The sequence below is a fragment of the Ruegeria sp. AM2 genome (assembly GCF_056540685.1).
The window spans coordinates 115,727-133,594 of sequence record NZ_JBQFXE010000002.1 but is presented as its reverse complement, the minus strand read 5'-3'; the positions used below and the strand labels follow the sequence as shown (position 1 = coordinate 133,594).

General features: G+C 59.8%; 20 protein-coding genes. 4 read left to right on the top strand and 16 right to left on the bottom strand.

Going from position 1 to position 17,868, the window contains the following annotated elements; translation table 11 throughout:
- Positions 1–66 precede the first annotated feature (66 nt).
- The 12 genes from tilS to ruvC form a co-directional block, all read right to left on the bottom strand.
- The gene (gene tilS / locus ACR0CR_RS06210; protein WP_480597690.1) at positions 67–1,317 is read right to left on the bottom strand and encodes a tRNA lysidine(34) synthetase TilS; all 1,251 of its coding nucleotides are present in this window, start codon (positions 1,315–1,317) and stop codon (positions 67–69) included.
- Positions 1,314–2,135, bottom strand: coding sequence for a tol-pal system protein YbgF (ybgF, locus tag ACR0CR_RS06205; RefSeq protein WP_480597689.1), 822 nt, complete (start codon positions 2,133–2,135; stop codon positions 1,314–1,316). The genes tilS and ybgF overlap by 4 nt, the downstream gene beginning before the upstream one ends.
- Before the next feature lie 4 nt (positions 2,136–2,139).
- Positions 2,140–2,643 (bottom strand): peptidoglycan-associated lipoprotein Pal, encoded by a 504-nt coding sequence (gene pal, locus ACR0CR_RS06200; protein ID WP_480597688.1) that lies wholly within the window; start codon positions 2,641–2,643, stop codon positions 2,140–2,142.
- A gap of 87 nt (positions 2,644–2,730) precedes the next feature.
- The gene (gene tolB / locus ACR0CR_RS06195) at positions 2,731–4,050 is read right to left on the bottom strand and encodes a Tol-Pal system beta propeller repeat protein TolB (RefSeq protein WP_480597687.1); all 1,320 of its coding nucleotides are present in this window, start codon (positions 4,048–4,050) and stop codon (positions 2,731–2,733) included.
- On the bottom strand, positions 4,047–5,144 hold the full coding sequence (locus tag ACR0CR_RS06190; RefSeq protein WP_480597686.1) for an energy transducer TonB: 1,098 nt from the start codon (positions 5,142–5,144) through the stop codon (positions 4,047–4,049). Before ACR0CR_RS06190 ends, tolB begins: the two co-directional genes overlap by 4 nt.
- A gap of 9 nt (positions 5,145–5,153) precedes the next feature.
- Complete coding sequence (tolR, locus tag ACR0CR_RS06185) at positions 5,154–5,630, bottom strand: protein TolR (RefSeq protein WP_170655023.1); 477 nt, start codon at positions 5,628–5,630, stop codon at positions 5,154–5,156.
- A 2-nt stretch (positions 5,631–5,632) separates the two neighbouring features.
- Positions 5,633–6,328 carry a protein TolQ gene (tolQ, locus tag ACR0CR_RS06180; RefSeq protein ID WP_480597685.1) on the bottom strand — a complete coding sequence of 232 codons (696 nt, stop codon included), beginning with the start codon at positions 6,326–6,328 and terminating at the stop codon, positions 5,633–5,635.
- Positions 6,329–6,435: 107 nt separating this feature from the next.
- Positions 6,436–6,819, bottom strand: a complete 384-nt coding sequence (ybgC, locus tag ACR0CR_RS06175) for a tol-pal system-associated acyl-CoA thioesterase (protein WP_480597684.1) — start codon at positions 6,817–6,819, stop codon at positions 6,436–6,438.
- Positions 6,816–7,439 carry a hypothetical protein gene (locus tag ACR0CR_RS06170; RefSeq protein WP_480597683.1) on the bottom strand — a complete coding sequence of 208 codons (624 nt, stop codon included), beginning with the start codon at positions 7,437–7,439 and terminating at the stop codon, positions 6,816–6,818. Before ACR0CR_RS06170 ends, ybgC begins: the two co-directional genes overlap by 4 nt.
- A 63-nt stretch (positions 7,440–7,502) precedes the next feature.
- Positions 7,503–8,522: a Holliday junction branch migration DNA helicase RuvB gene (gene ruvB / locus ACR0CR_RS06165; protein ID WP_480597682.1), complete on the bottom strand. Its 1,020-nt coding sequence runs from the start codon at positions 8,520–8,522 to the stop codon at positions 7,503–7,505.
- A 4-nt stretch (positions 8,523–8,526) separates the two neighbouring features.
- The gene (gene ruvA, locus ACR0CR_RS06160; protein ID WP_480597681.1) at positions 8,527–9,204 is read right to left on the bottom strand and encodes a Holliday junction branch migration protein RuvA; all 678 of its coding nucleotides are present in this window, start codon (positions 9,202–9,204) and stop codon (positions 8,527–8,529) included.
- On the bottom strand, positions 9,201–9,698 hold the full coding sequence (gene ruvC / locus ACR0CR_RS06155) for a crossover junction endodeoxyribonuclease RuvC (RefSeq protein ID WP_480597680.1): 498 nt from the start codon (positions 9,696–9,698) through the stop codon (positions 9,201–9,203). The genes ruvA and ruvC overlap by 4 nt, the downstream gene beginning before the upstream one ends.
- A 333-nt stretch (positions 9,699–10,031) precedes the next feature.
- On the opposite strand from ruvC, the gene ACR0CR_RS06150 reads away from it, so the two are divergent.
- On the top strand, positions 10,032–10,244 hold the full coding sequence (locus ACR0CR_RS06150; protein WP_480597679.1) for a DUF1127 domain-containing protein: 213 nt from the start codon (positions 10,032–10,034) through the stop codon (positions 10,242–10,244).
- Between the two features lie 108 nt (positions 10,245–10,352).
- Here ACR0CR_RS06150 and ACR0CR_RS06145 read toward each other — a convergent pair whose 3' ends face one another.
- From ACR0CR_RS06145 to ACR0CR_RS06130, 4 genes are all read right to left on the bottom strand, one after another.
- Positions 10,353–10,697 carry a hypothetical protein gene (locus tag ACR0CR_RS06145; protein ID WP_480597678.1) on the bottom strand — a complete coding sequence of 115 codons (345 nt, stop codon included), beginning with the start codon at positions 10,695–10,697 and terminating at the stop codon, positions 10,353–10,355.
- A 98-nt stretch (positions 10,698–10,795) separates the two neighbouring features.
- The gene (locus tag ACR0CR_RS06140) at positions 10,796–11,674 is read right to left on the bottom strand and encodes a 50S ribosomal protein L11 methyltransferase (RefSeq protein WP_480597676.1); all 879 of its coding nucleotides are present in this window, start codon (positions 11,672–11,674) and stop codon (positions 10,796–10,798) included.
- A 64-nt stretch (positions 11,675–11,738) separates the two neighbouring features.
- The gene (locus ACR0CR_RS06135) at positions 11,739–12,971 is read right to left on the bottom strand and encodes an MFS transporter (RefSeq protein WP_480597674.1); all 1,233 of its coding nucleotides are present in this window, start codon (positions 12,969–12,971) and stop codon (positions 11,739–11,741) included.
- Positions 12,972–13,044: 73 nt separating this feature from the next.
- Positions 13,045–15,240, bottom strand: a complete 2,196-nt coding sequence (locus tag ACR0CR_RS06130; protein WP_480597673.1) for a primosomal protein N' — start codon at positions 15,238–15,240, stop codon at positions 13,045–13,047.
- 88 nt (positions 15,241–15,328) lie between these two features.
- On the opposite strand from ACR0CR_RS06130, the gene fsa reads away from it, so the two are divergent.
- The 3 genes from fsa to ACR0CR_RS06115 all read left to right on the top strand — a co-directional run bounded on the left by fsa (position 15,329) and on the right by ACR0CR_RS06115 (position 17,805).
- Positions 15,329–15,982: a fructose-6-phosphate aldolase gene (fsa, locus tag ACR0CR_RS06125; protein ID WP_480597672.1), complete on the top strand. Its 654-nt coding sequence runs from the start codon at positions 15,329–15,331 to the stop codon at positions 15,980–15,982.
- A 198-nt stretch (positions 15,983–16,180) separates the two neighbouring features.
- A complete protein-coding gene (locus ACR0CR_RS06120) occupies positions 16,181–16,888 on the top strand; it encodes a DUF484 family protein (protein ID WP_480597671.1) in 708 nt (235 codons plus the stop codon).
- On the top strand, positions 16,885–17,805 hold the full coding sequence (locus tag ACR0CR_RS06115; protein ID WP_480597670.1) for a tyrosine recombinase XerC: 921 nt from the start codon (positions 16,885–16,887) through the stop codon (positions 17,803–17,805). The genes ACR0CR_RS06120 and ACR0CR_RS06115 overlap by 4 nt, the downstream gene beginning before the upstream one ends.
- Positions 17,806–17,868: the final 63 nt, after the last annotated feature.

Sequence of the window (17,868 nt, the reverse complement as noted above, 5' to 3'; positions counted from 1 at the left end):
CCAAACGGTTTCGGCAGATGGGGTTCTGCCGTGTTGCCTCTTAAAATAGAGATGATTCAGGCATGTTCAATGCGATAAAATCGAAGAGTAAAAGTCAGGCCATTCCTGCGTAATTTGCGCCGTCCAACCATTGCCGAACCCTGCAAGTGGGGCTGAAATCACCTGATCGCCCGACCAGACGGCGGGTGAAGCCATCAATACAGCGCGGGGCTTTCCTGATGCACGCCAATCTTCAACCTGAAGAATGCCGTCCGCACCCAAGGCTCTGATTTCCGAGTTTGGATCGTCTGGTCCGGTGAGTTTCCACCTGCGATCCCACAGATCCCCCGGCTGCGCCACAAGGTCGCGCACGGCGTTTAGCTCTCTGCAAAGCCATGTTTTTTTGCCCTCGGACAGCAAGATGCAACCGCCAATTGTTGCTGTTTGCCCGGTTTCGATGGCCAACAGCCCCTGCTGGATTGCGCTATTGCGCGGTGGATAGCCGTCACCCGCAATCCAAAGCACACCGGCCACCAAAAGCCTGCGGCGGATTTCGATCGGATATCGGGCAAACGCGTCGCGATCGAAACGCAGTGCCCCGTCGACGCACTGAATGCAACAACGGGCGGCATCCTGCGCATATTGCGCCAATGCTTCACGCGCTTGTGCAAGATTTTCAGCGACGCGCGACAGCGCGTGGGTCGAAATTCCGATCTGGTCCAGTTCCGACAGGGCGTTTCGCATCCGGATCCGATCAAATCTAGTATCCTGATTCGAGGGGTCTTCGAACCAGCTAATGCCCGCTTCGATCAGGTGGTTGCGCAAGGCGGCGCGGGATGTGGCCAGTAACGGGCGCAGTAAGTCGATACCGTTTTCGCGACGCAATCCGGACATTGCGGACAGACCCGAAACACCGGAAGATCGGGCCAACCGCATCAAGACCGTTTCCGCTTGATCATCTTCGGTGTGCCCCAGCGCAATCGCGGTCAGGCTGTTGCTTTTTGCCCAATCCGTCAGCAAACGGTACCGCGCTTGACGAGCCTGATCCTGAAGGTTGCCGGAACCGTCCCAGCCTTGCCATTGCAATGTCTGATGCGGAATTCCCCATGACCGTGCCAGCTCAGCGACCGATTTCGCTTCGTCCGAGGAGTTTGGTCGCAACCCGTGGTCAACGGTCGCCGCATGCAGTTCGATATGCGACTCTCGGGCAATTTGGGACAAAAGATGCAGCAAGGCCGTTGAATCACTGCCGCCTGAAACGGCGACGCCCAGACGGGGCGGCAATGGGTCAGGCAGCCGAGACCTGAGTTCTGTCAGCAAAGTGTCTGCGTTGGTCAAGAACAGCCCAGACTTGCCATTTCCTGTGTCGCTGACGTAGCCGGGGCCGAGGATGGGAACCGCACACCGACCTCTCCCAAAGTGATGCAGGCCTGATCGGTTTGGCCCAGACGTCCCAAAGCCGCGCCCAGTTCGAAAAGCGCTTCAGGGGCCAGAGGGCCTTCCGAGTCGCCGGTAAAACTGGCCAGAAACGCCCGCGCGGCCTCACGCGTGTCGCCCAAACCTTCCAGTGCCTGCCCCTTGCGAAGGTTGGCTTCCGGAGCCAGCGGGCTGCCGGGGTAAGACAGATCAAACTGTGAGAACAAATCAGCCGCACCTTGGTAATCGCCATCGGCCAGAGCCTGCGACGCGGCATCAAAGTCGGCCTGTTCGCCGACGGCGAGTTCACCTTGCTCAACAGCTGCGGGCGCAGTCGCCGCTGGTGCCACAGCAATCTCAGTTTGCTCACCGCCCAAGGTTGAAGTTTCCCCCAAGGTGCTCAGGTCGCCGCCTTCCAGTTCGACCAGACGAAACTCAAGATCACCAATCCGGTTGGTGCCGTCGGTCACAACGTTCTGCACCCTTTGGTTCAATTGCTCGGTCTGTCGTGTCAGCCGTTGCAACTCGGCCTCGATCGCATCCACGCGTTCGAGAACAGAACTGCCGGACAGGTTCGGAGACGGCGTGCCGGTGGTTGAGAACTCGCGCTTAAGTCTCTGAATTTCCACGTGCAAAACCGTCAGCTCTTGCCGGATATCGGCCAGAGTCTGCTGATCCTGCGCTTGCGCCATGCTAACGGTTGCGACAACCGCGGCCAGAACCCATCCTGCAAGTCTCATCGTCTTACCCCAAGGTTGAACCGGTCAGAACCGTCACCGCGCGGCGGTTCTTGGAATAGCATTCCTCGGTGCTGCAAATCTCAATCGGGCGCTCTTTTCCGTAGGTTACGGTCTGCAAACGATTGCCCGCAACGCCCCTGGAAATCAGGTATTCCCGCGCCGCATTCGCGCGTCGTTCGCCCAGAGCGAGGTTGTATTCCCGCGTGCCCTGTTCGTCTGCGTGACCTTCGATTGTCGCCACGAAATCGGGATTGGCCAGCAACCAATCGGCCTGCCCCTGCAATACGGTCTGCGCCTGAGGCGACAATGTCGACTGATCCACCGCAAACAGTACCCGGTCACCCACCGTCTGCTGGAAATAGGCCGGAGACCGCGGATCGCTGGGGGACCCTGGTACAAGCGCGCCGTTGCCGCCCGCGCCACCGCCTAAAGCCGAAGGATCGTTATTTGTACACGCCGCGATCAACGCCAGCGCGCCCACCGCTGCGATTTTGCTCAATAGCTTCATTTCAAGTGCCTCGTCTTTTGTATCTTTATTGCCGCCTGTCTAACACAGTGCAGGTTTTTTGTGAACTTTTCCGATTCGTCACCCCGATCAATTTTGCAACGGCCCCCATGACGGATCGCTGCCACCGTCAGGGGTACGCACCGGTTTCAGATTGCGCCCCGAGATGTCCACCGAATACAGCGTCGAACGCCCGCTTGCGCCCTGTGTTTCGCGCGTGAACATGATGACGCGGCCATTCGGAGACCATGTTGGCCCCTCGTCCAGGAACGACGCGGTTAGCAGGCGTTCCTCGCTGCCATCCACGCGCATCACTCCGATGTGGAACCGGCCCTTGTTCTGTTTGGTGAACGCGATCAGGTCGCCGCGCGGGGACCATACGGGCGTGCCATAGCGCCCTTGGCCAAAGCTGATCCGCGTCGCCTCGCCCCCATTGGCAGGCATGATATAAAGCTGCGGCGACCCTGAACGGTCGCTTTCGAACACGATCTGACTTCCGTCCGGTGAATAGCTGGGCGCAGTCTCAATGGCAGGCGTGTTCGTCAGCCGCGCACTTTGACCCGAGGCCAAATCCATCCGCCACAGGTCAGTATTCCCGCCTTGCGACAGCGAATAGACGATCGACCGGCCATCTGGCGAGAAGCGCGGAGAGAAGCTCATCGTGCCGTCTTGCGTCTTCAATTCCTGCCGACGTACGCGCGCGATATCCAATACATAGATCTGCGGGCGACCGGTCTCATAGCTGGTGTAAAGCAGGCGGTCACCGGTCGGCGAGAAGCGCGGGGCCAACACGATTGCGGCGCTGTCAGTCAGGTACTGCACATTCGCCCCATCATAATCCATGATCGCCAGCCGTTTAAGGCGCTGGTCCTTGGGGCCACTCTCGGACACGAACGCGACGCGGCTGTCGAAATAGGCCCCCTCGCCCGTGATCCGGCTGTAGACTTGATCCGCCACCTTGTGCGCCATGCGCCGCCAGCCCTCGGTTGTACCCGCGAACTGCAAGCCATTGCCCAGTTCAGCGCCCGAAAACACGTCCCACACCCGGAATCGCACCGTCAGTCGGTTGCCCGCGACATTCACCGCCCCGGTCACCAGCGCCTGTGCGTTGATGGCTTTCCAGTCGGCAAACTGGACGGGCGCATCGAAACTGCTGACGCGGCTGATGAACGCATCCGAGGAAATCTCGCGAAACAACCCGGTTCCAGTCAGGTCCGATGAGATGACCCGCGAGATGTCTTGCGCATACTGACCTGCGGCTGCGTTATCGGGCACGAAGCTTGGTACCGCAAAGGGCAAGGGTTCAATGATCCCTTCGTCGATTTCCAATCGCAGAGGTCCGTCCTGAGCATAAACCGGCGCTGAAATCAGGGTCAGGCCAACAAAGAGGCTGGTCAGAAGTTTCATCATTTGATCCGCATCCTCTCGGGATTGAATGTAATCTCAATATCCTGCCATTGCGCGTATTTGTCAGCAGGCAGTTCGTATCCTTTCGCGCCGCAGCGCAAAACCGCGCGGCGGGCGGCTTCGTAGGCTTGTTTTGCCGATGCCGCAGTTCCGCCGGAGCTGTCGAGCATCCTCAGGCTGCCACCGACCACCTTGCCATCGCGTGACAGAGAAAATCCGACGACGACGACGGTCTCCAAGGCGTCCGTCGACAGCGAGCCTACGTTCCAACAGCGCGACACCGCCACTCGCATGGCATCTTTTTCACCGCTGGTCAGCGGCGGCCCCGATGGTTCGCTTCCGTTGCCCAGCGCCTCGGCAAGGGCGTCGTTGATTGCAGCTTCGTTGTTTGACGACGGCTCTTCCGGCTCAGGCTCAGGGGCCTCGGCCACTTCGGGTTCGGGCTGAGGGGCCGGTCGGTTCGGTCGCACTTGCGGGCGCGGAGATGTCTTCGGAGCCGGATCATCCACCTCTTCCGCCTCGGTCACGATCTCGGGCGCGGCTTCTTCAGGCGCAGTCTGATCCTGCTGTTCCTGCTGGGTATCTGCCCCTTCATCCAACGAAACTGGTGGAGTCTCGACGTCATCGGGCTTGGCATCTGGCGGAGGTGGGGCAATCGGCTCTGGCGCGATCTTGTCCGCCGGGCGAGGCGCGGTTTCGGGGCCGGGAGGGACCGGAAGCGCCGCGACTTCTGTGTCAGGCTGATCCAGCGTCGGCGGCTGCTCAATCACCTCCGGTTCCGGCGGCAATTCGACAGTTTCCGGCAAGGGTTCGGGTTCGGGTTCGGGGACCGAGACGGATTCCGGGGTCGGCTGCTCATCCGGTTCAGGTTCGGGCGCGTTCACTTCATTGGGCTGATCAGGTTGCTGCAGTGCGGTCGGTTCAGACACCTCAGGCGCGTTCCGCTGGGCGGTCATGGCCGCGAATTGCTCAGCCGAGATCACGGACACATCCTGTACGGCCATCGGCAGCGGCTCGGACCGGAAGGTCCCGCCTAGCAGCGCCCAGCCAATCAGGCTGACATGCGCAATCGCCGAAATCTTGGTGCCGGTATCCACCGCGCAGCCTCACTCTCCACCATCATCCAGCGTCGGCCCGCCGGTATCGGTCACAAGGCCCACATTGGAAAAACCACCTGCATTCAGAGCGCCCATGATCTGCATCACCTGAGCATAGGGAATAGCCCCATCCGCGCGCAGGAACACTCGGTCGCTGCTGCGTTCTGCCGCAATGGCGCGCAAACGGCCAATCAACTCTTCGCGCTGCACATCCGTTGTCTGGATCTGTACACGCCCGTCCGCCGTCAGGGTTACGGTTAACGGCTCTTCGTTATCGCCGGGCAACGCGCTGGCGGCGGTCTTGGGCAGATCGACGGGCACGCCAACGGTCAGCAATGGCGCGGCGACCATGAAGATGATAAGCAGCACCAGCATGACGTCGACAAAAGGTGTCACATTGATCTCGGCCATTGGCTGCGCGCGCCCACGCCGCCGCCCGCGCCTGCGCCCATTTCCGTCCGAGCTTTGCTGAACCGCCGCTCCCATCTTCAGCCGTCCAACTGGCGCGACAGGATGGTGGCGAACTCATCAGCAAACGCTTCATAACCGCCAACGATCCGGTCACTATCTGCACTGAGTTTGTTGTAGAAAATCACGGCCGGGATCGCGGCCAGCAGGCCCAGTCCGGTGGCCAACAGCGCCTCGGCAATCCCCGGCGCTACTACGGCAAGGTTGGTGTTCTGCTGCTCGGCAATCTCGATGAACGCATTCATGATGCCCCAGACCGTGCCAAAAAGACCAATGAATGGGGCTGTAGAGCCCACGGTCGCCAAAATGGACAAACCTTTCTGCAACCCTTCAGCCTCTTTCGCGATGGCCACATCCATCGACCGGTCGATCCGCGCCGTGGCTCCGGCGATCAAACCACCATCCGTCCGGTGTGATCGCCGCCATTCGATCATCCCTGCGGCAAAAATCTTTTCGGAACTGCCATCCGGCTGCGTTCCGATCTGCTCGAACAACTCATCCAGGGGGTTTCCAGACCAAAAGCTCTCATCGAAAACCTGCGCCTCGCGCCGGGCGGCCCGGTAGTTGATCAGCTTCTGAATGATGATCCCCCAGGACCAGATCGATGCGCCGATGAGCATCAGCATCACCAGTTTGACGATAAAGGTCGCGCGGGCATAAAGCCCCCACATGGAGAAATCGATCTCCTGCGCCAGCGCCAGCGTTTCAGCTTCCATGAACCTGCTCTTTAGTTTTTGCCTGACGGCCTTTTGGCCTTGTTTTGCCAAACGCTAGCGTAGATGGATGTGAAAAGCCAACAGAACCACCCCTGAGGGCGAAATTGTTACATCAATGCGCGAATCTCTGCCGGAAGGCGCACGGGTTTGCCCTGTGCGTTCATGCAAACTGCGGTGACAGTGGCCCGGAAAATCTCATCAGCTCCGCGCTTGACCACCTGCGCCATGGTCAGCCTGACACCTGACAGAGACTCGACCTCGGTTTCCACGACCAATTCATCTTCGAACTTGGCTGCGGCCAGATAGTCAGCCTCGATCCGCCGTACGACCCAGACGATCCCAGCATCCCGCATCGCGTTTTGGTCGTTACCCAGTTGGCGCACATAATCCGACCGGGCGCGTTCGATGAATTTCAGGTAGTTCGCGTGATAGACGACCCCGCCCATATCGGTGTCTTCGTAATAAACGCGAACAGGGTATGTGTGCGTCATTGCGGCTGCTCCAATCTTGCAAACAGGCGCAACGCGTGAGAGGCGTCTTGCGCAGCACCCGGCAAGACCGGATCGTAGGCGGCGCGGATCAGACCGGCAATGTCCGGCCTCAAGATCGTTGCGTCACCTGCAACCGCCAGCGGGGATTGGCTGCGAAATGCAGCATCCGACCACAATAAAATCGTTTGCACCACCTGGCTGAGCGCCAATGTCTCGGCCGGAACCTTGGACAATTCCTGATCCATTCGCAGGAATACAAACGCGGCGCGGATCGCGCCATCATCTTCGAACCGGAAAATTCGATACTGGTTGGCGTCCGCCGCGAGCAATCGTTCAACCAACGGGCCAAGATCCGGGATCAGCCGATCCAAATCCGGCACTTCCAGCAATTCCTTCCAATCGCGAAAGAAAAACATCATACAGTTCACGCCCAGTTCCGGGTCGGTCTCGGCCATCTGATGTCCGGCGAGTGCGACAACGGCCTCAAACGCGCCCTTGACTGTCGCCAGTGTCGCGTCCTCGACACCAAAGACGACAGGCACAATGGGTCGTCCCCAGCGCGCGAATAGAAAGTCACCACTTTCGCGGGTAAACAGCGCTTCAATCTCGTTCGGAGTCACGCGCAGTCCTTCATCTTTTCAAAAATACTCTCGCTGAAGGCTTATGTTCTAAGTCGCGCGGCTTCAACCAAACAGATCGCTCTGCCGCTTTGGCGCTGCCATGCCCAGATGCGTCCACGCCTTTTGCGCCAGCATCCGCCCGCGCGGGGTACGCTGGATCAGGCCTTGCTGCAACAAGTAGGGCTCAATGACTTCTTCCAGCGAGTCCCGACTTTCCGAGAGCGCCGCCGAGAGTGTTTCAATCCCCACGGGTCCACCGGCATAGTTCTCGGCGATCAGCTTAAGGTAACGCCGATCCGCGCCGTCCAGACCCAGCTTGTCTACGCCCAGCCGCGTCAGCGAACTATCCGCAAGCTCGCGCGTAATCCGCCCGTCGCCCTCGACAATGGCAAAATCCACCACCCGCCGCAGCAAACGCCCAGCGATCCGCGGGGTCCCGCGGGACCGTCGTGCAATCTCGCGCGCGCCATCATCATCGGCGGGCGCGCCCAGTTTGCGGGCGTTGCGGGTTACGATCTCGTGCAATTCGTCCACTGTGTAGAATTGCAACCGGGTCGGGATGCCAAAGCGATCGCGCAAAGGCGTTGTCAGCAGCCCCATCCGCGTCGTAGCCCCCACCAGCGTAAAGGGCTGTAATTCGATCCGAACCGTCCGGGCCGCAGGGCCTTCACCGATCACCAAATCCAGTTCGAAGTCTTCCATCGCGGGGTAGAGAACTTCTTCTACAGCAGGGTTCAGGCGATGAATTTCGTCGATGAACAGCACGTCTCGTGATTCCAGGTTAGTCAGAATCGCCGCCAGGTCCCCTGCCTTTGCCAGCACCGGGCCTGATGTCATGCGGAAATTCACCCCCAACTCGCGCGCCATGATCTGAGCCAAAGTGGTTTTCCCCAACCCCGGAGGGCCATGAAACAGCGTATGATCCATTGCCTCGCCCCTCTGACGGGCGGATTGGATGAAAATGCGCAGGTTGGCGCGGGCTTCGGCCTGACCGATAAACTCGTCCAGTCCCTGAGGGCGCAGCGCACGGTCGTTGTCCTCGGGTAAAGGGTCTGGTCGCAGGGCGGGATCAGCGTCTACCATTCAATCACCCTTTCGGAGCCAACAGTTTCAGAGCGGCCCGGATCAAATCGGCCTCGCCCGCATCCGGCGTCGTCGCTGCGGCCTCTGCCACCGCCGAGGCAGCTTCGGATGGGCCATAGCCCAGATTCGACAATGCCGACAACGCCCCGGCAGAGGCTGCCGCGTTGCCCGAGGCCGGTTGAGCCACACGTTTGGGCGCAGGCGCAGGTTCAGACAATTCCACCACGTCCAAACCGGGGCCATCCATCGCCTCGGTGATCGTACCGCCCATAGCCATCACGCCGGGGGCCTTGTCCTTGAGGTCCAGAACGATCCGCTGCGCCGTCTTGGGTCCGACCCCTTTGGCCGCCTTCACCGCCCCCCAATCGCCCAACGCAATCGCGCGGCTGACACCGTCCGGTCCCAAAGCGCTCAGAATTGCCAGCGATACCTTCGCGCCAACCCCTTGAACTGAGCACAACAGGCGATGCCATTCCTTCTCGACCAACGAAAGGAAGCCGTACAGTTGCATCAGGTCCTCGCGCACGACCATATCGGTGTAGATCGCCACCGCTTCGCCCACACCGGGCAAAGCGGCCATCGTCCTGTCCGAGCAATAAACAATGTAACCAACGCCACGCACATCGATCAGAACATGATCCGCCGCGCGATAGTCCAGCCGCCCTGTCAATTTGCCAATCATACGCGCACCTCTTTCATCCGCGATTGCGGCGCGGCACCGTAGTAGGAATGACAGATTGCGATCGCCAACGCATCCGCCGCGTCCGCACCCTTGGGCTGACAACCGGGCAATTGCAGTTTGACCATGTGCAAGACCTGTTCTTTCTCGGCATGACCGACGCCCACGACGGTTTTCTTGACGCGGTTCGGCGCATATTCTCCAACCGGCAATCCAGCCTGCGCCAGCGTCAGCAACGCGACCCCACGCGCCTGACCGAGTTTGAGCGTTCCGGCCCCATCCTTGTTCACAAATGTCTGCTCGATTGCTGCCTGATCGGGGCGATGGTCAGCGATGACCTCGACGATTTGATTGTGCAAAGACAACAGACGCTCGCCCAGATCGTCGCCATCTGACTTACACAAGCCGTTTGCGACGTGGCTCAGACGGCTGCCATGCGATTCGATGACGCCCCATCCCAGGGTCCTGAGCCCCGGATCAATGCCCAGAATTCGCATGTTGTGCCCCAGCCTGCTCGGGTTTTTGTGATCTTTCCATCGGATTAGCACGAAGCATGAACATTTTCCAAGCGATTTGACCCGAAGTCCAATTGCGACACACCTGTTCCACCGCCGACAAAACAGCCTGTTTGCGACAGCAAAATGTCCGAATTCGACACTTAACGTTACGCCCTAATGGCCAATAAATTAAGGGCTTTTCATGCTCCAAAAGCCTTGCAGAAAACGCATAGGACAAATGCAATTTCTGCACTTGCGTTGCCCGTATCTCAGCACTAGATGCCCGTCAGATCGAAAGAACGACACGTTAACTCAAACCAGAAGGAACAGGATATGGCTGCACTGGACACCACCCGCACCACCACTGGCTCGTTCGGCCTCGCTGGCCGTATCGGCGGACTTTTCGCATCGGTTGTAAATGCCGTTGAGGAATGGAGCGACGCCCGCGCAACCCGCAACGCGCTAAATGGTCTGACGGATCGTGAATTGGACGACATCGGTCTGTGCCGGGGCGATATCACCGCTTTGGCAGATAACCGGAATTAAAAGAAATAAAGCTACCACTCACACGCCCCCTCTCCTCCCTCGGTGGGGCGCAAGAAAGCACCGTGTGTCGAATGACATACGGTGTTTTTTTTGCCGGAGCCTTTTGGGTTAGAACGTTAGCTTTTTGACTTGTAGCGCCAAATACTCGGATACAGGGTCAATTTGCATGATCCAGGCACCCGCCTGTTCAACCGGGGTTCCCTGCGCAAGGCTGTCCACACGAATCTGGTAACCGCCGCTGCCGATATTGGCCAACAAGAACGCCTTGAAGCCGAAAAACCCAAGTATACACAGCACAAGAACCTTGGCCGGAACCGCCGATCGGACACGCTGTGGCTTCATCACAACCAACCCGTCCGACCGCATAGTGGCGCGGTAACCACGGCTGAGTTTCTGGTGCTTTTTGGTCAGCTGCGTCACGCGCTGATCGAATTCCAGTTGTTTTACCGTCATGGCAGCCTCCGAAAACCGCCCCCTCATTGCATCCAGAGACGGTAGACACAGAATGCGTCAAAAGAGTGACGCGAATCCAGAAGACTCCCGCAAATTGCCTAATTTGCGCCCTGTTTCGTTAAGATTAGCGTCGTCCATTCGCCAATCTTGGCCTTTTGGGTCAGATTGAAGCCGTTTTGTAGATAAACAGAAATCACGTCGTCTGCCTGTTCATTGAGGATTCCCGACAGGATTGCGTAGCCGCCCACCCGCAGATTCGCGGCGATTTCGGGGGACAAGGCGACCAAAGGACCTTTGAGAATATTAGCAAAAATCAGATCATACGGAGCGAGTGCGTGCAGTTCAGAGTGATCAAAACCTGCGGCTTCGACACATCGGACCTGTCCCGACATGCCATTGGCCTTCAGATTGGCCTCGGCCACATCGACGGCAACCTGATCGATATCACTGGCAATGATATCCCCGTCCCAAACGCGCGCAGCAGCCATCGCCAGAACCGCAGTGCCACAGCCTATGTCGGCCACCTTGGTCGCCGTGAACCCTTGCTCTAACAGGTGATCCAGCGCCTTGAGGCATCCCAAGGTTGTTCCATGATGCCCGGTGCCGAAGGCCATCGCCGCCTCGATCAGTAGAGGGATGCGACCTGCGGGTAGTTTATTCGCATCGTGGCTGCCATAGACAAAGAACCGGCCAGCCTCGACCGGGGCCAGCTCGCGGCGCACATGGGCGACCCAGTCGGTTTCGGGCAGTTCCGAAACAACAAATGGCTTGGCATCGAAGGCTGCAGCCAGCACTGCCAGCGCAGTCTCGTCCGGGGCTTCGGTGAAATAGCCGCCAACCTCCCACAAGCCCGAGCCGTCTTCGACCTCAAAAACCCCGACGCCTGTTGGTTCCGGGTCTAGCCGCTCCATCGCCTCGCCCAAGCCTTCGGCGGTTTTCTTGCCGGTCAGAGTGGTAAATGCGGTGAATGTGGGCATCTGCGCCTCCTGTGTCCGTTGGCACAGCGCCTAGGGCCACAGGCAGCGGACGTCAAGCGCCGGCCTATTCCGCCGGGGCCGGGACGTATTTCGACAGTATGGTCTCATTCCCCGCCTCGGGATGGCGCGGGATCAGCAGCGACAGCGCCAGCGAGATCATTGCCATCGCGGCGGCAAGCGCAAAGACCGCGCCGGGCGAGACGACCCAAAGCAAGCCCAGCAGCGCAGGAAGGAATACGGCCGCGATGTGATTAATGGTAAAGGCCACCGCTGCGGTCGGGGCGATGTCTGCGGGGTCGGCGATCTTCTGGAAATAAGTCTTCAGCGCAAGCGCCAGAGCAAACAGAACGTGGTCGATGACATATAGGATCGCGGCCAAAACCACGCCCCAGCCAAACCAATAGATGCCGCCATAGGCCGCGAAGACAATGGCCAAACCGGCGTATTCGAAGATCAGGGTGCGGCGTTCGCCAAACCTTGCCACCGCTTTGCCCAGCATCGGCGCGGCAGCCATGTTGATCCCCAGATTGATCAGATAGAGGCTGGTTAGCTCATGCACCTCGAACCCGAATTTCTCGACCATCATGAAACCTGCAAAGACAACGAAGATCTGCCGCCGCGCGCCCGCCATGAATTGCAGTGCATAGTACAGCCAATAGCGTTTGCGCAGGATCAGTTTTTTGGTCTGCGGCGTCGGCGAGTCAAATTGCGGATAAGCCAGCAGGCAGAACAGCGCCAACAGGGCAGTCACGCCTCCGGCAGCCATGAAGACGAAGTTATAGGAAAGATCGAACCGGTCCCATGTCAGCACGATCAGACCGTAAACCACTGCGGTGGCGGCCGAGCCCATAGCCACCAGCCAACCCAACACCTGCGGCGCCCGGTCCTTGGGCAGCCATTGCAACTGCAGCGACTGGTTCACCGTCTCGTAATAGTGAAACCCGATTGAGCTGAACAGTGTCACGAACAACAACCCGCCAAGGCTGGGGAACCAGGCCGTTACAGCTGTCGCAACGCCCAACATTATCAGCGAGATCATGGCCAGGACCTGCTCGCGGATGAATATGATCACGGCAATCACGCCCACGGCCAGAAAACCGGGAATTTCGCGGACGGTATGTAGCAGGCCGATATCTGCACCGTCGAAATTCGCTACCTCGATGACGAAATTGTTCAGCAGGGCGCTCCATGCGTTGAACGCGATGGGCATCATCAATGCCATCATGAACAGAAGCGCAATGGGTCGGCGCCAGAACGGAAGGCTCTGCGCCTCAGAGAGCGGTATGGGTTTCAGCATGACACCGCTCTACGCTCATTTTCGCGCTTTGGCGAGGGGGGCAGCGCACAACCGATCTGCGCAGATGCAGAGGTCAGTAAAAGCTCTGTGGGTCAATATCGATGGTCAGGCGGATGTCGCCCTTCAGGCGCAGAGGGGCGATCCAGCGGGCGATGGCATCCTGGATCGGGGCACCCTTGGGGGCCTTGACCAAGAGACGCACGCGGTGCCTTCCCCGGATTCGGGCAATGGGTGCGGGTGCGGGCCCGAAAACCTGCGCATCTATGGCACGCAGAGGGGCATCGTTGCGCGCCATCGCATTGCCGATGTCAAAAACCGGCCCGACCTCGGGGCCGGACAGAACGATCCCTGCCATGCGCCCATAGGGCGGGACGCCCGCGGCCTGACGCCCGGCGGCTTCGGCCTTCCAAAACCCTTCCTCATCACCCGACAGAATGGCCCGGATCACCGGATGTTCCGGTTGGAAGGTCTGCAGCAGTGCCTGTCCCGGCTTGTCCGCCCGACCAGCCCGGCCTGCAACTTGTCGCATCAATTGGAACGTTCGCTCGGCCGCCCGCAAGTCCGCCCCATGCAGCGACAGGTCCGCATCGATCACCCCTACAAGCGTCAGCTTGGGAAAATTGTGCCCCTTGGCGACCAACTGCGTGCCGATAACAATATCCGCATCCCCTTCGGCAATCTCTTCGATCTTGGCCTTCAGCGCACGGGCCGAACCGAAAAGATCAGAACTCAGCATCGCGATCTTGGCCTCGGGGAAGGTCGCCTCGGCTTCTTCCGCCAACCGTTCGATCCCGGGGCCAACCGGGGCCAGCTTGCCCTCGGCCCCGCAGGATGGGCAAGCGTCCGGCATCGGCTTCGTCTCACCGCACTGGTGGCACATGAGGCGCTTGAGGAACCGATGCTCGACCATGCGCGCGTCGCAGTGGTCACAGGCGATCTGCTCGCCACATGCCCGGCACAGAGTCACCGGCGCATAGCCGCGGCGGTTGATGAACAGCAGAGACTGTTCTCTGCGCTCAATCCGCTGTCCTACCGCCTGTCGCAGCGACGGCGAAATCCACGTCCCTGGCTGCATCTGCTCGGCCCGCATGTCGATGGGTTTCATCTCGGGCAGCACCGCGGCCCCAAAGCGCGAGGTCAGGTCCAGCCGCTCATATTTACCGGCTTCGGCATTGGCCCAGCTCTCCAGCGACGGCGTCGCGCTGGCAAGAATTACCCGCGCGCCGCAGATCGATGACCGCAGAACCGCCATGTCCCGCGCGCTGTAATGCACTCCGTCTTCCTGTTTGTAAGAGGTGTCGTGTTCCTCATCGACCACCACCAGCCCCAGATCGCGGAACGGCAAGAACAGCGCAGACCGAGCCCCGACGACCAATTGCGCCTCACCTTGCCCGACCATCCGCCAGACCCGGCGGCGTTCGGTCATGGTCGCGCCCGAATGCCATTCCGCCGGGCGCGCGCCGAACCGGGCCTCGACCCGCGTGAGGAATTCTGCGGTCAGAGCAATCTCGGGCAGCAAAACCAGCGCCTGCCGTCCCATGCGCAGAGCCTCGGCCACGGCCTCAAGATAAACCTCGGTCTTGCCCGAACCCGTCACGCCTTTCAGCAATGTCGTGCCATAGTCCCCTGTGCGCTGCCCTGCCTGCAGCCGCGCCACTGCGGTGGCCTGATCCTCGGTTAGCTGCTTGCCCGTCAAATCGGGGTCCAATCGCGGATATGGCAGATCGCGCGGACTATCTTCTTCGCGCACTGCACCTTGCTTGACCAAGCCCTTCACGACCGAAGACGTCACCCCCGCCTGATCGGCCAATTCCTTCAGCGTGAATGCCAATCCGCCATATTCGCGGAGCACTTCCAGCACATGTGACCGCGCATCGGTCATCCGGTCAGGCAAGGCATCGCCCAAACGGTACACTTTCCGCATGGATGGCGGATCCCCCAGCCCCGGCGCGCGGGTCGCCAGACGCAACATCGCAGGCATCGGGGTCAGCGTGTAATCGGCCACCTTGCCCAGAAACAACCGCATCTCTTCGCGCATCGGCGCGACCTCAAGCACCCGGATCACCGAGCGCGCCTTGCTCAGATCAAAGCCCCCCTGCCCCGGACCCCAAACCACACCCAACACCTTGCGCGGCCCCAACGGGACTTCGACAAACGCACCTAGAAAGCAGCCCCCTTCAGGCGCTTTGTAATCCAACGTCCGGTCCAGCGGCTGCGTGGTTAGCACCGCCACAAGCTCTCCTTCGTCGAAAAATCCGTTAGCGCTCACGGCATATCCTTCGCAGGGGGTTCCAGCATGGGTCTCTTTGAGGTAAAGCCATCCGCGACCAAGGCCAACCCATCAAAGGACTGCCCGCATGAAATTCTTCGTAGACACAGCCGAGATCGACGCCATCGCCGAACTGAACGACCTGGGCATGGTGGACGGCGTAACCACCAACCCCTCGCTGATCCTGAAATCGGGCCGCGACATTCTGGAAGTAACCAAAGAAATCTGCGATCTGGTCGAAGGCCCCGTGTCTGCCGAAGTTGTGGCCACGGAAGCCGACGATATGATCGCCGAGGGGCGCAAGCTGGCCAAAATCGCACCCAACATCGCCGTCAAAGTACCGCTGACATGGGCCGGCCTCAAAACCTGCAAAACGCTCAGCGATGAAGGCCAGATGGTCAACGTGACCCTGTGCTTCTCGGCCAATCAAGCGCTGTTGGCCGCAAAAGCTGGCGCGACCTTCATCTCGCCCTTCATTGGTCGCCTGGATGACATCAACCTCGACGGCATGGACCTGATCGCCGATATCCGCCAGATCTACGACAATTACGGGTTCGAAACCGAAATTCTCGCCGCTTCGATCCGCACTGTGAATCACGTTACCGACAGCGCCCGCATTGGGGCTGATGTTATTACGGCCCCTCCCGCAGTTATCAAAAAACTGGCAGACCACCCGCTGACGGACAAAGGACTTGAGACATTCCTGGCCGACTGGGCCAAGACCGGTCAAAAGATCCTTTGAAGCACAATGCAACCGCGCGGTGCCGAAAGGCACCGCGCCCGGCCCAACTGCCAGACTCTGATCTGTGATCAGGGACTTGCAGGCGGGAGCGCCTCCGCCACAGCAGGAACGAAATCCACTTCTGCGTGCATTTTTTCCGAGGCAAATTCGCCTGCTCATGTTATAAGCCTGCCAAAACAAAAGACGACCGGACAGGACATGAGCAGCAACACAATTCTCAAGGACAATCTGCGCGCGGCGATTTTGGCCGAACCAGACGCCATTCTGGACGACAAGGACCTGATGCAGGCGCTTGTCATGGCCAATGAACAAGCCCGTGGCGACAACGTCATCGACCTGCGGGGCATCGCCATGCAGCGGCTTGAGGCGCGTCTGGACCGACTGGAAGACACGCACCGATCCGTCATCGCTGCGGCCTATGAGAACCTTGCTGGCACCAATCAGGTCCACCGCGCGATCCTGCGCCTGCTCGAACCTGTTGAGTTCGAGGACTTCTTGCGCGCGCTTGGCAATGACGTGGCCGAAATTTTGCGCGTGGACCATATCACGCTGGTTCTTGAAACAACCCTGATGCGCGACGATCCAGCGATCAACAAGCTCGGCGGTGTTCTAACTGTGGCCGAACCGGGGTTTGTTCAGAACTACCTGACATTCGATCGCTCAGGCCCGGCCCGTGATGTCATCCTGCGCGAGGTGCACCGACCCAACCCTCAGGTGTTCGGCAACGACAGCACTCATCTGCAGTCCGAGGCCTGCCTCAAGCTCAACCTCGGGCCTGGCCGCCTTCCCGGTATGATTGTCATGGCCGCGAATGACCCGCACCATTTTTCGCCTCAGTTGGGCACTGATTTGCTGGCCTTCTTCGCCGGTGTTTTTGAACGATCGATGCGCCACTGGTTGTCATGAGCCTGATTTCCCCCGCTTGCCGAGACGCGTTACAGCACTGGCTGGACGGTCTGGGCGCGCTGGGGGGGCGGTCCGAAAACACACAGGCCGCATACCGGGGCGATGTCACCGAATTTCTGTCGTTCATGACAGTACATCATAATGAACAGCAGGGGCTGAAGGCGCTGGAGCGCATCAGCGTTGCCGACATGCGCGCCTGGATGGCCGATCAGCGCAATTCCGGAGTTGGCGCGCGATCCTTGGCTCGTAAGCTGTCAGCGGTCAAAAGCTTCTATCGCTGGTTGGCCGAGCGTGAAGGGTTTGAACCCACAGCGGTCCTGTCCGCTCGTGCGCCAAAATTCACCAAAAAACTGCCTCGTCCGCTGGCTGAAGACGCCGCGCGCGCGATGATCGAAACCGTTGAACTGCAATCGGTGAACGATTGGGTGTCTGCGCGGGACGTCGCGGTCGTGACCCTTCTATACGGCTGCGGTCTGCGTATTTCCGAGGCGCTGTCGCTGACCGGGTCCGACGCGCCTCTGCCTGATACGCTGCGCATCCTCGGCAAAGGCGGGAAAGAGCGTATCGTGCCTGTTCTTCCCGCCGCGCGTGTGGCGGTCGACCGTTACCTTAAGTTGTGCCCGCATTCGCAATCGCCAGCGGCCCCCTTGTTTCGCGGTGTCCGTGGCGGCCCGCTGAACCCTCGGGCCATTCAGGGCGCTATGGCAAAGGCACGAATGCAACTTGGCCTGCCCGCGACCGCGACTCCACACGCTATGCGCCACAGCTTTGCCACCCATCTTTTGTCAGCCGGAGGCGATCTGCGCGCCATTCAGGAACTGCTCGGCCATGCCTCGCTGTCCACGACCCAAGCCTACACCGCCGTCGACACCGCGCGCCTGATGGAGGTTTACAACCGCGCGCACCCCAAAGCCTGACAAACCCCGCAGCGGGTCAACAATGGCCGGGCTTTTGGTTTGCATCTGACGCGCGCATCGTCC